General features: G+C 72.0%; 16 protein-coding genes. 6 read left to right on the top strand and 10 right to left on the bottom strand.

Annotation, left to right across the window (positions count from 1 at the left end; all coding sequences use genetic code 11):
* Positions 1-76 precede the first annotated feature (76 nt).
* Positions 77-1366 (top strand): serine hydrolase domain-containing protein, encoded by a 1290-nt coding sequence (locus tag ACQPZ4_RS18250; RefSeq protein WP_433062277.1) that lies wholly within the window; start codon positions 77-79, stop codon positions 1364-1366.
* A gap of 112 nt (positions 1367-1478) precedes the next feature.
* On the opposite strand, the gene ACQPZ4_RS18245 is transcribed toward ACQPZ4_RS18250, so the two are convergent.
* On the bottom strand, positions 1479-2939 hold the full coding sequence (locus tag ACQPZ4_RS18245) for a phenylacetate--CoA ligase family protein (protein WP_433062274.1): 1461 nt from the start codon (positions 2937-2939) through the stop codon (positions 1479-1481).
* Between the two features lie 39 nt (positions 2940-2978).
* On the opposite strand from ACQPZ4_RS18245, the gene ACQPZ4_RS18240 reads away from it, so the two are divergent.
* Positions 2979-3800 carry an SDR family NAD(P)-dependent oxidoreductase gene (locus ACQPZ4_RS18240; RefSeq protein WP_433062271.1) on the top strand — a complete coding sequence of 274 codons (822 nt, stop codon included), beginning with the start codon at positions 2979-2981 and terminating at the stop codon, positions 3798-3800.
* Positions 3797-4546 carry an LLM class flavin-dependent oxidoreductase gene (locus ACQPZ4_RS18235; protein WP_433062268.1) on the top strand — a complete coding sequence of 250 codons (750 nt, stop codon included), beginning with the start codon at positions 3797-3799 and terminating at the stop codon, positions 4544-4546. The genes ACQPZ4_RS18240 and ACQPZ4_RS18235 overlap by 4 nt, the downstream gene beginning before the upstream one ends.
* Here ACQPZ4_RS18235 and ACQPZ4_RS18230 read toward each other — a convergent pair.
* The 3 genes from ACQPZ4_RS18230 to ACQPZ4_RS18220 all read right to left on the bottom strand — a co-directional run bounded on the left by ACQPZ4_RS18230 (position 4540) and on the right by ACQPZ4_RS18220 (position 6464).
* Positions 4540-5139 (bottom strand): hypothetical protein, encoded by a 600-nt coding sequence (locus ACQPZ4_RS18230; protein ID WP_433062266.1) that lies wholly within the window; start codon positions 5137-5139, stop codon positions 4540-4542. The genes ACQPZ4_RS18235 and ACQPZ4_RS18230 overlap by 7 nt on opposite strands.
* A gap of 74 nt (positions 5140-5213) precedes the next feature.
* Positions 5214-5960 (bottom strand): MBL fold metallo-hydrolase, encoded by a 747-nt coding sequence (locus tag ACQPZ4_RS18225; protein WP_433062264.1) that lies wholly within the window; start codon positions 5958-5960, stop codon positions 5214-5216.
* Between the two features lie 45 nt (positions 5961-6005).
* The gene (locus tag ACQPZ4_RS18220) at positions 6006-6464 is read right to left on the bottom strand and encodes an AMIN-like domain-containing (lipo)protein (RefSeq protein ID WP_433062262.1); all 459 of its coding nucleotides are present in this window, start codon (positions 6462-6464) and stop codon (positions 6006-6008) included.
* A gap of 137 nt (positions 6465-6601) precedes the next feature.
* Between ACQPZ4_RS18220 and ACQPZ4_RS18215 the strand changes: the two genes are divergently transcribed.
* Positions 6602-7927, top strand: a complete 1326-nt coding sequence (locus ACQPZ4_RS18215) for an alpha/beta hydrolase family protein (protein ID WP_433062259.1) — start codon at positions 6602-6604, stop codon at positions 7925-7927.
* On the opposite strand, the gene lexA is transcribed toward ACQPZ4_RS18215, so the two are convergent.
* Complete coding sequence (gene lexA / locus ACQPZ4_RS18210) at positions 7913-8518, bottom strand: transcriptional repressor LexA (RefSeq protein ID WP_433062257.1); 606 nt, start codon at positions 8516-8518, stop codon at positions 7913-7915. The genes ACQPZ4_RS18215 and lexA overlap by 15 nt on opposite strands.
* Positions 8519-8644: 126 nt before the next feature.
* On the opposite strand from lexA, the gene ACQPZ4_RS18205 reads away from it, so the two are divergent.
* Positions 8645-9736: a hypothetical protein gene (locus ACQPZ4_RS18205; RefSeq protein WP_433062255.1), complete on the top strand. Its 1092-nt coding sequence runs from the start codon at positions 8645-8647 to the stop codon at positions 9734-9736.
* On the opposite strand, the gene ACQPZ4_RS18200 is transcribed toward ACQPZ4_RS18205, so the two are convergent.
* Together ACQPZ4_RS18200 and ACQPZ4_RS18195 are read right to left on the bottom strand one after the other, a co-directional pair.
* Entirely contained in the window at positions 9730-10293 is a 564-nt protein-coding gene (locus ACQPZ4_RS18200; RefSeq protein WP_433062253.1) for a hypothetical protein, read from the bottom strand. The genes ACQPZ4_RS18205 and ACQPZ4_RS18200 overlap by 7 nt on opposite strands.
* A 278-nt stretch (positions 10294-10571) precedes the next feature.
* Entirely contained in the window at positions 10572-10985 is a 414-nt protein-coding gene (locus ACQPZ4_RS18195) for a pyridoxamine 5'-phosphate oxidase family protein (protein WP_433062251.1), read from the bottom strand.
* A gap of 151 nt (positions 10986-11136) precedes the next feature.
* On the opposite strand from ACQPZ4_RS18195, the gene ACQPZ4_RS18190 reads away from it, so the two are divergent.
* A complete protein-coding gene (locus ACQPZ4_RS18190) occupies positions 11137-11421 on the top strand; it encodes a hypothetical protein (RefSeq protein ID WP_433062248.1) in 285 nt (94 codons plus the stop codon).
* Positions 11422-11484: 63 nt separating this feature from the next.
* On the opposite strand, the gene ACQPZ4_RS18185 is transcribed toward ACQPZ4_RS18190, so the two are convergent.
* From ACQPZ4_RS18185 to ACQPZ4_RS18175, 3 genes are read right to left on the bottom strand one after another with little or no spacing between them, the layout of a single operon-like run.
* On the bottom strand, positions 11485-12057 hold the full coding sequence (locus ACQPZ4_RS18185; protein WP_433062245.1) for a hypothetical protein: 573 nt from the start codon (positions 12055-12057) through the stop codon (positions 11485-11487).
* A 10-nt stretch (positions 12058-12067) separates the two neighbouring features.
* A complete protein-coding gene (locus tag ACQPZ4_RS18180; protein ID WP_433062243.1) occupies positions 12068-12754 on the bottom strand; it encodes a response regulator in 687 nt (228 codons plus the stop codon).
* A complete protein-coding gene (locus ACQPZ4_RS18175) occupies positions 12751-13902 on the bottom strand; it encodes a sensor histidine kinase (protein WP_433062240.1) in 1152 nt (383 codons plus the stop codon). The genes ACQPZ4_RS18180 and ACQPZ4_RS18175 overlap by 4 nt, the downstream gene beginning before the upstream one ends.
* Positions 13903-13904: the final 2 nt, after the last annotated feature.

Here is a 13904-nt window from a genome sequence, read left to right as displayed (position 1 = left end):
GGCTCGACGTTACGGGAGAAATCGGGCAAATATGCGGAAAACGCGATCCGGGACGATGCACGCTACGCTGCCGTCCATGAGCGTGCGGACCTTCATCGATGCGGCCGAGCGAACCATCGACGCGCTGCACAGCCTGGTGTTCCTGCGCGGCGGCGAGGTGGTGGCCCAGGGCGCGTGGCACCCGTACGCGCTCGACCGGCCGCACCGGCTGTTCTCGCTGAGCAAGAGTTTCACCAGTACTGCCGCCGGGTTCGCGATCGCCGAGGGCCTGCTCGACCTGGACGACCCGGTCGCCAAGCACTGCGACGGCCGCGGCGACCCGCGCCTGCGCATCCGGCACCTGCTCACGATGACGACCGGCCACGTCGAGGACCCGTCGGACGCCATGACCCGCAGCGACGACTGGCTCGACGCGTTCCTGAGCGTGCCGATCGAGCGGGAGCCGGGGACGCACTTCCTGTACAACACGGCGGGCACCTACACCGTGGGCGCAATCGTGCAGCGCCTCACCGGTGAGCGACTGGTCGACTATCTGCGCCCGCGGCTGTTCGATCCGCTCGGTTTCGGCCCCGTCACCTGGGAACAGTGCCCGCACGGCCGGGACGTGGCCGGCTGGGGCATGTCCGCACGGACGCCCGAGATTGCGCGTTTCGGCCAGTTGTACCTCCACGACCCCGACGGCATCCTCCCCGCCGGATGGGCCGCCGAGGCGACCCGCAAGCACGTCGAGAACGACAACGGCGACGGCGAGCCGCTGCCCGACTGGAAGCAGGGGTACGGCTTCCAGTTCTGGCGCTGCCGCCACAACGGCTTCCGCGGCGACGGCGCGTTCGGCCAGTTCTGCGTCGTCCTGCCGGACCAGGACGCGGTGCTCGCCCTGACCTCCGGCACCCAGGACATGCAGGCCGTGCTCAACCTCGTGTGGGAGCACCTGCTGGATGACCTGTCCCCGACCCCGGACCTGGACCTGGCGCTCCCGACCGTCCCAGGTGGACCGTCCACGGTGGAGGGCCGGTTCACGGTGGCGGAACCGCGGCGGCTGCGGCCGAGCGACTGGCGGCCGAGCCACGAGCAGGCCCCGACGATCCGCGCCGTGACACTCACTCCCGGCCGCGTCGTGTTCGAGGACGCCACCGGGGTGCACGAGCACCCATATGCGCACGACGGTTGGATCCCCAATGGCGCCACCGCGGCGACGGGCGCCTGGTCGGGCGACGACTTCACGCTGCGGGTGGCCTACACGGACGGCCCGTTCGTGCGCACGTACCGGTTCCATGTGGACGGCGACGAACTGCTCATCAGTCCGAGCGACAACGTATCGTTCGGCGCGACCGGCTACCCCCAGGTGCGCGCCGCGCGCACCTGACGCCCACGAAGGACCGTCCACACCTGACGCCCACGACGGACCGTCCACACCTGACACTCACGGCGGACCGTGCGCACCTGACGCTCTCGACGGACCGTTGTGGGCGTGACGGTCAGCGGCTGTAGCGGTGTTTGACGCCCACCGGGAACCACTCCGGGTCGCCGGGCTCGCGCAGTTCGACGACCGGCGTCTGGTACTGCGGCGGCACATAGTTCGCGAACTCGCTGTTCAACCGCAGCAGCGCCGCCCGGATCGCCGCGGACACGAGGACCCTCTCGGGCGCGGGGCGGTCGGGTGCGCGCTCGACCACGACCGCGAACCGGCGCTCCTCGTCGGCGTCGCTGCGCACCTGCATGACGAACCTGCCCGTCACGTCGTCGGCGATGTCCGGATGCTCGAGCGCGACGGTGACGTTCTCGGGGTAGATGTTCGCGCCGAAGTACGACACCGTGAACAGCGACCGCCCGAACACGAACACGAACGGACGCTCATCGCCGGCGCCGTCGGAGGTGGGGTCGAAGTCGTGCGCCCGGCAGAAGGCGAGCACGTCGGCGTGCGACAGCAGGCCGCCCTCGTCCGCGATGTGGTACCGGATCAGCGGCACCCCGCCGTCGCCGGTGAACAGGAGCGTGCCGTCGTGCGTCTCGAAGTACCGGGTCATCGGGTCGTACTGGACGAGCGTCGGCAGCCGCGAATCGCCGAACAGTTCGCGCGCCAGCTCGGGACGGCCGGCGAGGAACCGGCGCACGCGAACGCTCAAAGGTGTTTCGTTGCCGAGCACGCCGGCGTCGGCGGTGCCGTACAGCGACACCGTGTCAGCGTTCGCGTCGAGCATGCCCGCACGGCGGCCCATCAGGTCGCGCCACTCCTCGCTGAACACCTCGCCGGCCAGCAGCATGCGCACGCCGAACGCGGGCCAGTCCACGCCGCGGCGGACGCCCTCGTCGACGACGTTCTTCACGAACGGTGGATATCCGGCCAGAACCGTGCGCTCGTACTGCGCGGAAAGCTCCGTCACCACGCGCAGGATCTCGTCGACGCTGTTGCCGGGCGTGGCCACGGTGATCGGGTACCCCTTGGCCGCGAGGTGCCGGCACGCGGCCGCGGTATACATCCCGCCGACCCAGCTGCCCAGCGCGAAGCACACCACGACGAGCGTCGGGTGCCGGTCCGCGCCGAACCCGTTGACCAGCGCGTCCTCGAACCGGCGGGCCACCGCGAGCTCGTCGACGACCGAGCGCGGCCACACCGTCGGCCGACCCGAGGAGCCCGACGAGACCGCGACGGTGTCGTTCCCGTCCAGGCGGCCGCCCCGGCAGCGCTCGGCCAGCGGAAACTTCCGCAGGTACGACTCCTTCGCGACCATCGGCAGCGCCGCGAAGTCCTCGGGCGTCCGCACCGCCGCGGGGTCGACCCCGTGCTCGGCCAGGAACGCCGCGTACGCCGGCACCGCGCCCGCCACCTCGCGAAACAGCTCCAGCGCCCGGGCCGCCGGATCTCCGCCCAGCGGCGTGGCGGGCGCCGCATAGAACTCCGAGAGCCGCTCCACCGTCCGCGCCGCGCGCTCATGCATGTCCGGACCGTACCGTGATCCTGCTACGGTGGGCCAACTATGGCGCGCATCCTGGTCACCGGTTCGACGGACGGCATCGGGCTGGAGACGGCCCGCACCCTGCAGCAACGCGGCCACGACGTGGTCTTCCACGCCCGCAGCGAGCAACGCGCGACAGCGCTCACCGACACGCAGGCGGCGCACAACGACGCGACCGCGCGAAACGACAAGCCGTCGGCGCACAACGACGCGACCGCGCGAAGCGACAAGCCCGAAGTGCTCATCGGCGACCTCGCCGATCTGCAGCAAACGCGTGAACTCGGCCGCACCGCCGGCGCGTTCGACGTGGTCATCCACAACGCGGGCATCGGCGGCCAGGACGAGCGCCGCGTGACCGGTGACGGCATCGAGCGCACGTTCCAGGTGAACGTGCTCGCGCCCTATGTGCTCACCGCGCTCATGCCCCGCCCGCAGCGGATCATCTACCTCACCTCCGGCCTCGAGTCGGTGGGCGTGGCGGACCTCGACGACCTGCAGTACGAGCGCAAACCCTGGAACGGCATGCAGGCGTACAGCGACTCGAAACTGCACGACGTCGCGCTCGCGTTCGCCGTTGCGCGTCTGTGGCCGGAAGTGCGCAGCAACGCGGTCGACCCGGGCTGGATTCGCACCAAACTGGGCGGTCCGAACGCCACCGACGACCTGCCCGAGGGCGCCGAGACGCAGGTCTGGCTGGCCGCCGAGGACGGCGACGCGCTCGTCACCGGCCGGTACTTCAAGCGCCGCGAGGACCTGCGCCCCAACCCGGCCGCGCACGACCTGCACTTCCAGGACGGCCTGCTCGCCGCGTGCGCCGAACTGTCCGGCGTGACCCTGCGATGAGGTACGCGATCGGACTGCCCACCGTCGGCCAGTTCGGCGATGTGCGCGCGCTGCTCGAGCTGGCCGTCTCCGCCGAGCGGCACGGGTGGGACGGGGTGCACCTGTGGGACCACGTGCTGTACCACCAGGAGGGTTGGCCGGTCGCCAGCCCGACCGTCGCCGCCGCCGCGATCGCCGCCGCCACGAGCCGCGTGCACATCCTGCTCACGGTGGCCGTCCCGCGCCGCCAGGTGCAGGAGGTCGCGCAGGACAGCGCGGCGATCAACGCCCTGTCCGGCGGCCGCCTGACGCTCGTGGCCACGCTGGGTTCGATGGACCGCGAGTACACCGAGTTCGGCCTCGACCCCGACCTGCGCACCCGCGGCCGCGCCATGGACGAGCGCCTCGCCCGGCTGCAGGACCTCTGGCGCGAATGGAACGTCCCGCCCGTCCCGATCTGGTGCGGCGCCCGCTGGCCACGCACCGCCGGCCTGCGCCGAGCCGCCCGCTTCGACGGCGCAATGCCGACATTCGAAGAGCAAAGGACTTCGCCGGTACCGCTTGACGCTCTACAAGGCGCCGCCGCCTTCGTCCCGGGCAAGGACCTCGCCCTCGAAGGCTTCACAAACGGCCCGACCGACGCGGCCCGCCTCACCCAATACGCCGACGCCGGCGCCACCTGGTGGATCGAGGCCCTCGGCTGGTGGCGCGGCGACCTCACCGCCGCCAAGACCCGCATCGAAGCCGGCCCACCTCGGGGTCAGTGACCGGTCGGAGGGGCGACGAGGAGATCGGTGCCCGAGGCGTGCTCGACGGGCGCCGGACCAGCGATGATCATCGTGGCTCGGGCCCATGGTCGTTCCCGCACCATGAACGGCAGCTCCTCACGCAGCCAACGTTCGACGTGCTGCCGCTGTTCCGGCGACTCGCCGTCGCGACGGGCGAGCAACCGCTCCTGTTCATGCAGGTCGCCCTGCAGGTACACCGAGGCGTCGAGCCACGGGTCGAGCTCGTCGCGGATCACGCCCGTACCCTCGACCCAGACCACGTCGACACCGGCACGCACAGCGACCGAACCCGGCCGGTCACGGGCGCGCCACGCCTCGGGCCGGAAATCCACCGCCTCGCCCCGATGCAGCGGTCGCAGCACGTGCTCGACGAGCACCGCACCCCAGTCGAAGTACGCGTGGTGCCAAGCGACGTCGTCGGTGTGCACGACGGCCGAATTGGGCACCACACCGCGGAACCGCTCGGCCAGTGTCGTCTTGCCGGAGCCGCCGCGCCCGTCGATCCCGACCACCCGCGGACGCCCGGAAATCCCGGGTGCGGCATCGAGCAACTGTTGCACAGTGTCGCGCACCGGCACGACCCGCCAGCCGGCGGCCGCGGTCTCGCCTGGATGAAGGTGCATGCCCCACCTCCCGGCCGCGAGGGTCACGCGGTCTTGAGCAGGTAGGCGCGGGCCAGCTGGCGCAGGCGCTTGCGGTCGAAGCTGTCGCCGTGCCCCGGATGCACCACCGACACGTCGAGGTCGGCGAGGAAGGTCAGGCTGCGGCGGTACGCGGGGACGTCCGAGTTCGGCAGGTTGTCGACCAGCCCGCCCTCGTAGACCACATCGCCGCTGTACAGCGTGCCGGTCCGCTCCTCCAGCAGCGCGACGCTACCCGGGGTGTGGCCCGGCAGGTGCAGCGCGGTCAGGACCCGCCCGCCCAGGTCGATGCGGTCGCCGTCGGTCAGCGGGCGGGTCACGGTCATCGGCTCGACGCGGTACGCCGCCGGGTCGTAGTCCGGATCGGGCAGGGCGTCCAGCATCAGCTCCGGCACCGGTTCGTCGCCGGTGTCGACGCCCAGCTTCGCGAAGAGCTCCGGTCCGTACAGGCTCGCCGGGACGCCCGCGGCCAGCACCTCGGCCTCGGCCGGGTGGGCGGCGCGGTCGGTGAACTCCGGGGCGCCGCCCACGTGGTCGAGGTGGGAATGGGTCAGCACGACCAGCGGATCGCGGGCGAACAGGGCCGGAATCGCCGTGCGCAGCGCGACCACGCCCAATCCGGCGTCGATCACGATGTCGCGGTCGCGGCCGTGCAGCCACCAGATGTTCGCCGAGAGCCATTCGTTGGCGTGCGGTTCGGTGATCCGGATGAGGTCGCTGCCCACGTCGGTCTGGGCGAACCAGTCGGCCATGCCGCCCAGTCTGCCAGCGCGGCGCGGGCCGCCGCCAGGTCCAGGTCAATGGGCGACGTCGATGGCGATGCGGTCCGGGGCGTGCAGGACCAGCACGCGGAACCCGGATCGGGCGGTGACGCCCAGGCCGAAGCTCGCGTAGCTCTCGAAGTAGCCGCCGGACTTGATCTGCCGCAGCGCCGGCAGGTTCGGGTTGTAGACGGTGGTGAGGTCGAGTGCGGGGGTGCAGGCGTCGCTGAAGACCACCAGGAGCGTGGCCGCGCCCGCGAGGGGGATGGTGGTGCCCTGGCCCTGGCTGACCAGCGGGGCATACTCCACCCGCCAGCCCGGGGTGCCGCCGATGAAGTCGAAGACGGCGCGGTCGTACTGGTCGTGCCGGCCGGTCCGCACGCCCGTCAGGACGGGGCCCTGGCAGCCGGCCGGGTCGCCGGAGACGGGTGCGGTGCTCGTCGGGGCGGGCAGGTCGTCCGTGGCCCGGGCCGCGGACGGGATCGCGAGGATCATCGCCGTACAAGCGATGGCTGTGACAAGGGATCGAATCATGCACCGTTGACGCCGGATCATGCCCGCCGGTTTACGTCGGGTCGTTGACACCGTTCGATGCGGAGTCGTGTGATGGTGGGATGCGCAGCGTTGCCGTCATGGCCGTTCTGCTCGGCCTCCTCACGTACCCGGGGAATGCGCACGCCGCTCCGCCCGCGTGCGTTCCGCCCGTCGCGAGCACCACCCAGCCCGGCTATCTCGTCGCCGACCCCGCCTGCGATCCGGACGGCACGCCGTTCGTGCCGGTCGCGGGCTCCACGGTGTACACCGGCATCCTCAACGGCGCCGCCTACCGCCTCGAGCGGCCGGCCCGCTGGAACGGGGAGCTCGTCGTCTTCGCCCACGGCTACCGGGGCACCGGCACCACCGTCTTCGTCAGCAGCCCGTCGCTGCGGGCGCACTACCTCGCGCGCGGCTTCGCCTGGGCCGCCTCCAGCTACCAGACCAACGGCTACGACGTCGGGCAGGGCGTGCGCGACTCGTACGCCCTCATCGACCTGTTCAAGTCCCGCACCGGGCACCGGCCGAAGGACGTCTACATGGCCGGGGAGTCGATGGGCGGGCACATCACCGCGGTGGCGATCGAGCACTATCCGCGGACGTTCGTCGGCGCGATGCCGGTCTGCGGGGTGCTCGGCGACGCGGAGCTGTTCGACTACTTCCTCGACGCGAACCTCACCGCGGCCGCGCTGACCGGCGTGCCCGTCCCGTTCCCGGCCGACCCCGCCGCCTACGAGGGGCTGGTCCGCCAGGAGCTGCCGCGCCTCGACGGGCGCTGGGCGGACGTGGTCGAGCAGCGCAGCGGCGGCACCCGGCCCGGGTTCGACCAGGCCTTCGCGTTCTGGAGCGCGTTGCCCTCGATCCCGCCGCTGACCACGGTGCCGTTCCTGTTCGGCCTGTACCCGGGGCTGACCGGCGGCACCGCCGGCATCGCGAAGGGCAACGTGACGTCGAACCGCTTCACGCTGTACCAGGAGGATGCGAACCCGTGGCTGTCGCGCGACGAGCTGCGGCTCAACCGCGACGTGCTGCGCGTCGACCGGACCGATGTCCCGAGCCGGGGGCTGGACGGCATTCCGAAGGTGGACGGACGCCCGCCGGTGCCGACGCTGTCGATGCACACGGTCGGGGATCTCTTCGTGCCGATTTCCATGGAGCAGGTGTACGCCCAGCGCGCCCGCGCCAACGGCCGCTCCGGCCTGTTCGTGTCGCGGGCGATCCGGGCCCTCGGGCACTGCGAGTTCACGCAGCCGGAGCTGCAGGCCGGCTTCGACGATCTCGTGAAGTGGGTGCGCACCGGCCACAAGCCGGGCGGTGACGCCATCCTCGATCGGAGAACCGTCGCCGATCCGCGGTTCGGCTGCCGGTACACCCTGTCCGATCGACCCAACTTCGGTGCGGCCTGCCCGTCACACGCGGCGTAGGACCGCCACGACCTTGCCGAGAATGGTGGCGTCGTCGCCCGGGATCACGGTGTACGCCGGGTTGCGGGGCACCAGTTCGACGTGGCCGTCGCGGGTGCGGTAGGCCTTCACGGTCGCCTCGCCCTCGAGCATCGCCGCGACGATGTCACCGTTCTCGGCCACGGCCTGCTGGCGCACCACCACGATGTCGCCGTCGCAGATCGCCGCCTCGATCATCGAGTCGCCCTTGACGTGCAGGGCGAAGAGCGTGCCGTGCCCGACCAGCGTGGTCGGCAGGGTCAGCTCGTCGTCGGGCACCTCCTGGGCCAGAATCGGGCCACCGGCGGCGATCGTGCCGACCAGGGGCACCGCCACCCCGGGATCCGAGCGCTCGGCGCACTCCCACGGGCTGCGGATGTCCACCGCCCGCGGCCCGTGCGCGTCGCGGCGGATCAGCCCGGCCTTCTCCATCGCCTTGAGATGGTGGGCGACCGAGGACGGCGACCCCAGGCCGATCGCCGCGCCGATCTCGCGCACCGTCGGCGGGTATCCGCGTTTCTCGATCGAATCGCGGATGACCGAAAGAATGCTCTGCTGCCGCGGGCTCGTCATGTCCGCACGATACCCGAATCCTTCGATCAGGTGTACGAATCGGCCCGAATTTTGATCCATCCGTGCGAACGGGACCGCGCTGTTCGGCCCAGTACATCGACGTCCACGAGACTTATGCTGACCGCCATGCTCGACAGGCCCCTCGTGTCGCGGGACAAGTACCCGCACCGCGCCGCCCACATCCACGGCCTGATCGAGGCGGGCGAGGACGACGGCCTGGCCGCCGAACTCGTCGAACTGGCGGCGGCCAACGGCGACGTCTGGCGGTACGACGGAGCCATCGTCAGCGCCGAGTTGCTGGCGCTGCCGGACGCCCGGCGCTGCGCGCTGACCCTGCGCGTCATCGAGCGCGCGACGGCCGCGGCGCCCCCGGTGCCCGTCGGGCGGCTGCTGGTGCAGATCGGGCGGGGCATCCCGGCGGGCGCGCTGTCGTGGGGCGCCGCGCGGTACCTCATCGACGCCGTCTCCACCTGGAGCACCGAGCGGCCGGAGACCCTCGCGGTGCTGGCCGAGGTGGCCGAGCGGGAGACCGGCGAGTGCCCGCCGGCGCTGCTGGCCGTCATCCGCCGCACCGCGCACGACGTCGACAAGCGCTGGCCGACGGGCGCGAGCGACCCGCTGCGGCCGTGGCTGGACCGCTTCCCCGGCCGGCTCAACGTCGGCGAGGCCTGGGCGGAGGCGGCCGACGCGGAGACGCCCGGCCCGGAGCTGATCGCGCACGCGCTGACCGCGTCCGGGGCCAAGCCCGCCTCCCGCTGGGCCCAGCACAGCAAGGACCTGCTGCCCGACCTCGGCGGCGACGCGACCCGCGCGCTCATCCGCCGCTGGCTCGCCCTCGTCCCGCGCCCGCGCACCATCCCGCTGGCGGCCGGCGACCGTTTCGACCCGAACGAGGTGCCGGACCCGCACAACGCCAAGGCACTGCGCGGCCTGCTGTACCTGCTCGCCGTCACCCCGTCGCGCGAGGACGACGTGGCGGCGGTGGGGCGGCTCGTGCAGTACAGCGGCGAGAAGGTCCCCGGCCACGGCCCGCGCAGCCAGATGCTCGCCCACGCCGGGATCTACGCCCTGGAACGGTTCTCGACGGTGCCGGCCCTGCGCGAGATGGCCCGGCTGCGCTCGCTCGGCCAGCCGCCGGGCATCGGCGCCGCCCTGACCGGCGCGATCGCCCGCCGCTCGGTCGCCCTCGGCGTGGACCCGGCCCGGCTCGCTCAGTAGCAGTTGTTGTGGAACGTGACGGAGTTCGACGTGCGTGAGGTCGGGCTGGTCACCGTGTACCAGAAGTCGGTGGTGGCGGGCTTCGAGCCGATCCCGACCAGCAGGCCGAAGCTTGTCGAGTAGCTGCCGTTCGACGCGGTGCCGGTGAACGCGCTGCCGTTGAAGCCGTCGGTGGAGTGCATCTCGAAGCGGATCGACGCCGTCGGGGTGCTCGTCCTGATCGTCACGGACACGGTGACCTGCGTCGAACTGGGGCCGCAGTAGCCGGAGTACGTGGTCGAGCTCAGCGACAGCGACGCCCCGGTCGTGGCCGGCGCGGGTGGCGGTGGCGGCTGGGCGGCGCCGGTCGTGGTCTTGGCGGCCGGTTTCGTCGTCGTCCTGGTGCCGGCCGGGCGGTCGACCTCGACGGCCTCGGTGGTCGGCGGCGCGGCGGCCGGCGCCGCGGTGGTGGGCGCGGCGACGTCGCTCGGCGAGAGGCTGGGCGCGGCGGTGGCCGGCGCCGAGGGCGGGGGCGGACTCGAGACCCACTTGATCGGGAGCCGCATCCAGACCGGCATCCAGGCCGGTGTCGTTGCCGGTGTCGTTGCCGGCGGCGGAGGGCGGTTGCTGCGGCGTCAGGTCGTGGTGCGCGGTCGGCACGTTGTCCGGGGCCTGATCCGGCGTCAGGTCGTGACCCGCCGTGGGAGCTCCGGCCGGCACCTGCTCCGGCGCCGGGGCCGCAACGTCCGCCGCATTGTTTGACGCCAGAGCCGGGGCGTTTCCGAGCGCCGCCCGGCCCTGAACGGTGTCCCCCGGGAGAACCGCCGGCCCGCCTGCGCCTGCCGCTACCGGTCGATCACGGCTCGCCGAGATCTGAAGAGAGCCAATGCTCCGGCTCCAGCTCGATCCGGTACTCGCCCCGCGCGAAGCTCACATACGGCTCGACCTTCTCCGGCACGAGATACCTGCCGGCAATCACACGGAGATCATCATCGCTCGAAGGCCCGATCACGCTGGCTCGTCCCTCGACCGAGACATAGCGCGTCGTGGGCGCCACCCGATCGACCATCAGTGAGAACCGACCGGCCTCGGCAATCAGCTTGCCCTTACGCGAATTCCGATGGGTCGAGATCCAGAGCGGACCGCCCGGGACGTAGTGGTACCAGATCGGGACGACCAACGGCCCACGGCCCGGGCCCGCGCTCACAGACAGTGCGGCAACATGCGGCTGGGCGAGAAACTCCTCGCGCTCTGGAATCGAAAGCGACATGAACCAAGGCTCCTACCCGCCACCGATAAGATCTAGACCCCCGGCGCCAAGGGTCTCTCGCCTGTTTCGGACTGCACCTCGGCGTGGACCGGTTGTATTTTCTGGGCCGCAACGGGCTCTGTCAGGAAGGAATCGACCGGAGGAACAGACCATGCAACCGTGGCAGCAGGCCCATCAGCAAGCCGCTCAGCGCGCTCACAACCAAGCCGTCCAGCACGCCCAGCAGGCCCATCAGCACGCCGTGCGCCAGCACCAGGAGTCGTCGCGGCGCTTCCGCGAGCGCGGCCAGGCGTACCGGGTGGACACCGGCTACCGGCCCCGCACGGCCGCCGGCCGCTTCGCCGCCGGGGTCTTCAGAGTCATCGGGATGCTCTTCGCCCTCGCGGTGGTCGGCTTCATCGGTACCATCGCCTATCTGATCATCACCGGGCGCTGAGCCGTCCGCGCAGGCAGCAGGCGCGGTGGAGCGAAGCTCCCCCACCTGCTCTCGGCGACTCAGCTAGATCCGCTTGCGGACCACAGCGAGCAGCTGCTTGGCCCGCTCCAGTTTGTCCTCGGCCTTGATGTAGGCCATGTCGATCCACACGACGTCCTTGCCGAGCTGGACCTCGAGGTTGTGCTCGTCGTACCAGAAGGCCTTGCCGCCGAGCCCGGACACCGGCACCTCGCCCTTGTCCTGCTGGGCCACGCGGTTGCGGAACACGGACACCTTGACGCTCGTGTTCATCTGGGCGACGTCCGACAGCAGGTACCAGCATCCGCCCACGGCGACCAACGTGGAGCGGATCGGTTCGTCGATGATGCCGGAGACCTCTTCCGGGGTGGCGTAGCGGCACTCGGCCGGGGTCGTCTTCGGGGTGCCCGGGGTCGTCCTGTCCAGCGTGACCGTCTTGAGCGGGCTGGGCACGTACGCCGGCTCGGTGCTCTTGCTCGCCGACGGGATCGGCTGGGCCAGCGGCACGTCGATGCCCTTGCCGCCCCCACCGCCGCCGCAGCCGAGCAGGCCGGCGATGAGGCCGGCCGTGATGGCCGCCGCCAGTCCGTAGCGAACGAGATCCCCCGATGTCTTCACCCCGGGCATGCTACTCGATCTTGCTACCTGGCAAAGAGCCAGCCCGGACGAGCCCTGTCTCGTACGCCACGATCACCGCATGCACGCGATCGCGCAGCGCCAGCTTGGCCAGGATGCGCTTGACGTGCGTCTTGACCGTCGACTCCTCGATGGTCAGCGCCTCGGCGATGCCGGCGTTCGACAGCCCTTGCGCGATCAGCGTCAGCACGTCCCGTTCGCGCGGTGTGAGCTGCTGCAACCGGCGCAGGGCCCGCGGGTCGGGCGCCGCCGGTCCGGCCAGGTGGGCCACGACGGTCCGGGTCACCTCCGGCGCGAGCAGGCTGTCCCCGCCGGCCACGGTGTGGATGGCGGCGATGAGCTGCTCGGGCTGGATGCGCTTGAGCACGAACCCGGCCGCCCCCGCGCGCAGCGCCCCGAGCACGTAGTCGTCGTCCTCGAACGTCGTGAGGATGAGCATGCGCACGTCCGGCGCGGCGGCGGCGATGCGGCGGGTCGCTTCGATGCCGTCCAGGACCGGCATTCGGATGTCCATGAGCACCACGTCCGGCGTGAGCGCGACGGCCCGCTCGACCGCCTCCGCCCCGTTCGCCGCCTCGGCCACGATGTACAGGCTGTCGTCGACGGACAGGATCGCGCAGAGTCCGGCGCGCATCAGGTGGTCGTCGTCGACGACCATCACGCGCAGCTGCGCGCTCATCGGTGCGGCAGCACGGCGGTGAGGCGGAACTGGCCGTTCGCGCCGTCGGCGCGCAGCGTGCCGCCGAGCAGGCTTGCGCGTTCGCGCATCCCGACGATGCCGTGGCCGTTGCGGATGTCGCCAGGCACGAACGGGTTGGTCACGTCGATCTCGATCCGGTCGGGGCCCGAGCGGACGGCGACCGCGGCGCTGCCCTCGCCGTGCCGGGCCGCGTTGGTCAGGGCCTCCTGCAGGATCCGGTACGCCGCCCAGGCCACACTGCGCGGCAGCGGTGCCGGCGCGGCGGGCAGGTCGGCGGCGATCCGCAGCCCGGAGCCGCGGTGCCGGTCGATGAGCTCGTGCAGGGCGCCCGGGTCGGCGGGCACGTCCTGCTCGTCGCGGTTGTCGCGCAGCGCCCGGACCAGGCGGTCGATGTCCTCGATGGTCTCGCGGGCGACCGCCTCGACGGTGCTGAGCGCCTCGCGGGCCCGGTCGGGGTCGCGGTCCTGCAGCAGCCGGGCCGCGCCGGCCTGCACGAGGATGACATTGATCGCATGGCCGGCCGAGTCGTGCAGTTCGCGGGCGATCCGGGTGCGTTCGTCGGCGGCGGCGAGGCGGCGGTCGCGGTCGGCATCAGCCAGTACACGTGCGGCGTTTTCCTCTGCTTCGGCCAGTCGGAGCGCGCGCAGCCGGGTGCGGTCGCCGGCGATCCACAGGCCGGCGAACGTGGCGGCCCAGGCGAGCAGTTCGGTGGAGATGTCCCAGACGCGCACCCCGACGGATGCGTAGGCGAGCGCGACCGCCGGGACGAAGGCGGTGACCCCGGCCAGCGCCAGGAACCGCGGGCCGGGGCGGGCGCCGCTGTACGCCACCGCGACCGCATAGGCCGCCGCCGCCGTGGCCAGCGGCGCGTCGAGCGGGTAGCCGAGCCGCAGCAGCAGCACGCTGGCCAGGGCGCTCACCGCGTACCCGGCCGCGGGCGCCCGCCGCCGTACGGCCAACGGCGCGCCGGCCAGCACCGCGAGCGCGACGCCGAGCAGGTCCAGGTGGCGCGAGCGCGGGTCGGGCGTGCCGAAGCCGTCGCTGCCGAGGATGGCGAGGGTCGCCACGAGCCCGGCCACGGCGAGCGCGAGGTCGGCCGCCGTCCGCCGCGCTCCGGTGTTCGCCATGC

Origin of the sequence: Dactylosporangium sp. CS-033363 (assembly GCF_050942475.1) — a bacterium.
Taxonomy (GTDB): domain Bacteria; phylum Actinomycetota; class Actinomycetes; order Mycobacteriales; family Micromonosporaceae; genus Dactylosporangium.
This window is presented reverse-complemented; position numbering and strand designations above follow the sequence as displayed.

What these genes read in the sequence shown, in the direction of transcription:
- ACQPZ4_RS18250 (WP_433062277.1), top strand. Translation starts at nt 77, where the DNA reads ATGAGCGTGCGGACCTTCATCGATGCGGCCGAGCGAACCATCGACGCG.
- ACQPZ4_RS18245 (WP_433062274.1), bottom strand. Translation starts at nt 2,939, where the DNA reads ATGCATGAGCGCGCGGCGCGGACGGTGGAGCGGCTCTCGGAGTTCTAT.
- ACQPZ4_RS18240 (WP_433062271.1), top strand. Translation starts at nt 2,979, where the DNA reads ATGGCGCGCATCCTGGTCACCGGTTCGACGGACGGCATCGGGCTGGAG.
- ACQPZ4_RS18235 (WP_433062268.1), top strand. Translation starts at nt 3,797, where the DNA reads ATGAGGTACGCGATCGGACTGCCCACCGTCGGCCAGTTCGGCGATGTG.
- ACQPZ4_RS18225 (WP_433062264.1), bottom strand. Translation starts at nt 5,960, where the DNA reads ATGGCCGACTGGTTCGCCCAGACCGACGTGGGCAGCGACCTCATCCGG.
- ACQPZ4_RS18220 (WP_433062262.1), bottom strand. Translation starts at nt 6,464, where the DNA reads ATGATCCTCGCGATCCCGTCCGCGGCCCGGGCCACGGACGACCTGCCC.
- ACQPZ4_RS18215 (WP_433062259.1), top strand. Translation starts at nt 6,602, where the DNA reads ATGGCCGTTCTGCTCGGCCTCCTCACGTACCCGGGGAATGCGCACGCC.
- lexA (WP_433062257.1), bottom strand. Translation starts at nt 8,518, where the DNA reads ATGACGAGCCCGCGGCAGCAGAGCATTCTTTCGGTCATCCGCGATTCG.
- ACQPZ4_RS18205 (WP_433062255.1), top strand. Translation starts at nt 8,645, where the DNA reads ATGCTCGACAGGCCCCTCGTGTCGCGGGACAAGTACCCGCACCGCGCC.
- ACQPZ4_RS18200 (WP_433062253.1), bottom strand. Translation starts at nt 10,293, where the DNA reads ATGCCGGTCTGGATGCGGCTCCCGATCAAGTGGGTCTCGAGTCCGCCC.
- ACQPZ4_RS18195 (WP_433062251.1), bottom strand. Translation starts at nt 10,985, where the DNA reads ATGTCGCTTTCGATTCCAGAGCGCGAGGAGTTTCTCGCCCAGCCGCAT.
- ACQPZ4_RS18190 (WP_433062248.1), top strand. Translation starts at nt 11,137, where the DNA reads ATGCAACCGTGGCAGCAGGCCCATCAGCAAGCCGCTCAGCGCGCTCAC.
- ACQPZ4_RS18180 (WP_433062243.1), bottom strand. Translation starts at nt 12,754, where the DNA reads ATGAGCGCGCAGCTGCGCGTGATGGTCGTCGACGACGACCACCTGATG.
- ACQPZ4_RS18175 (WP_433062240.1), bottom strand. Translation starts at nt 13,902, where the DNA reads ATGGCGAACACCGGAGCGCGGCGGACGGCGGCCGACCTCGCGCTCGCC.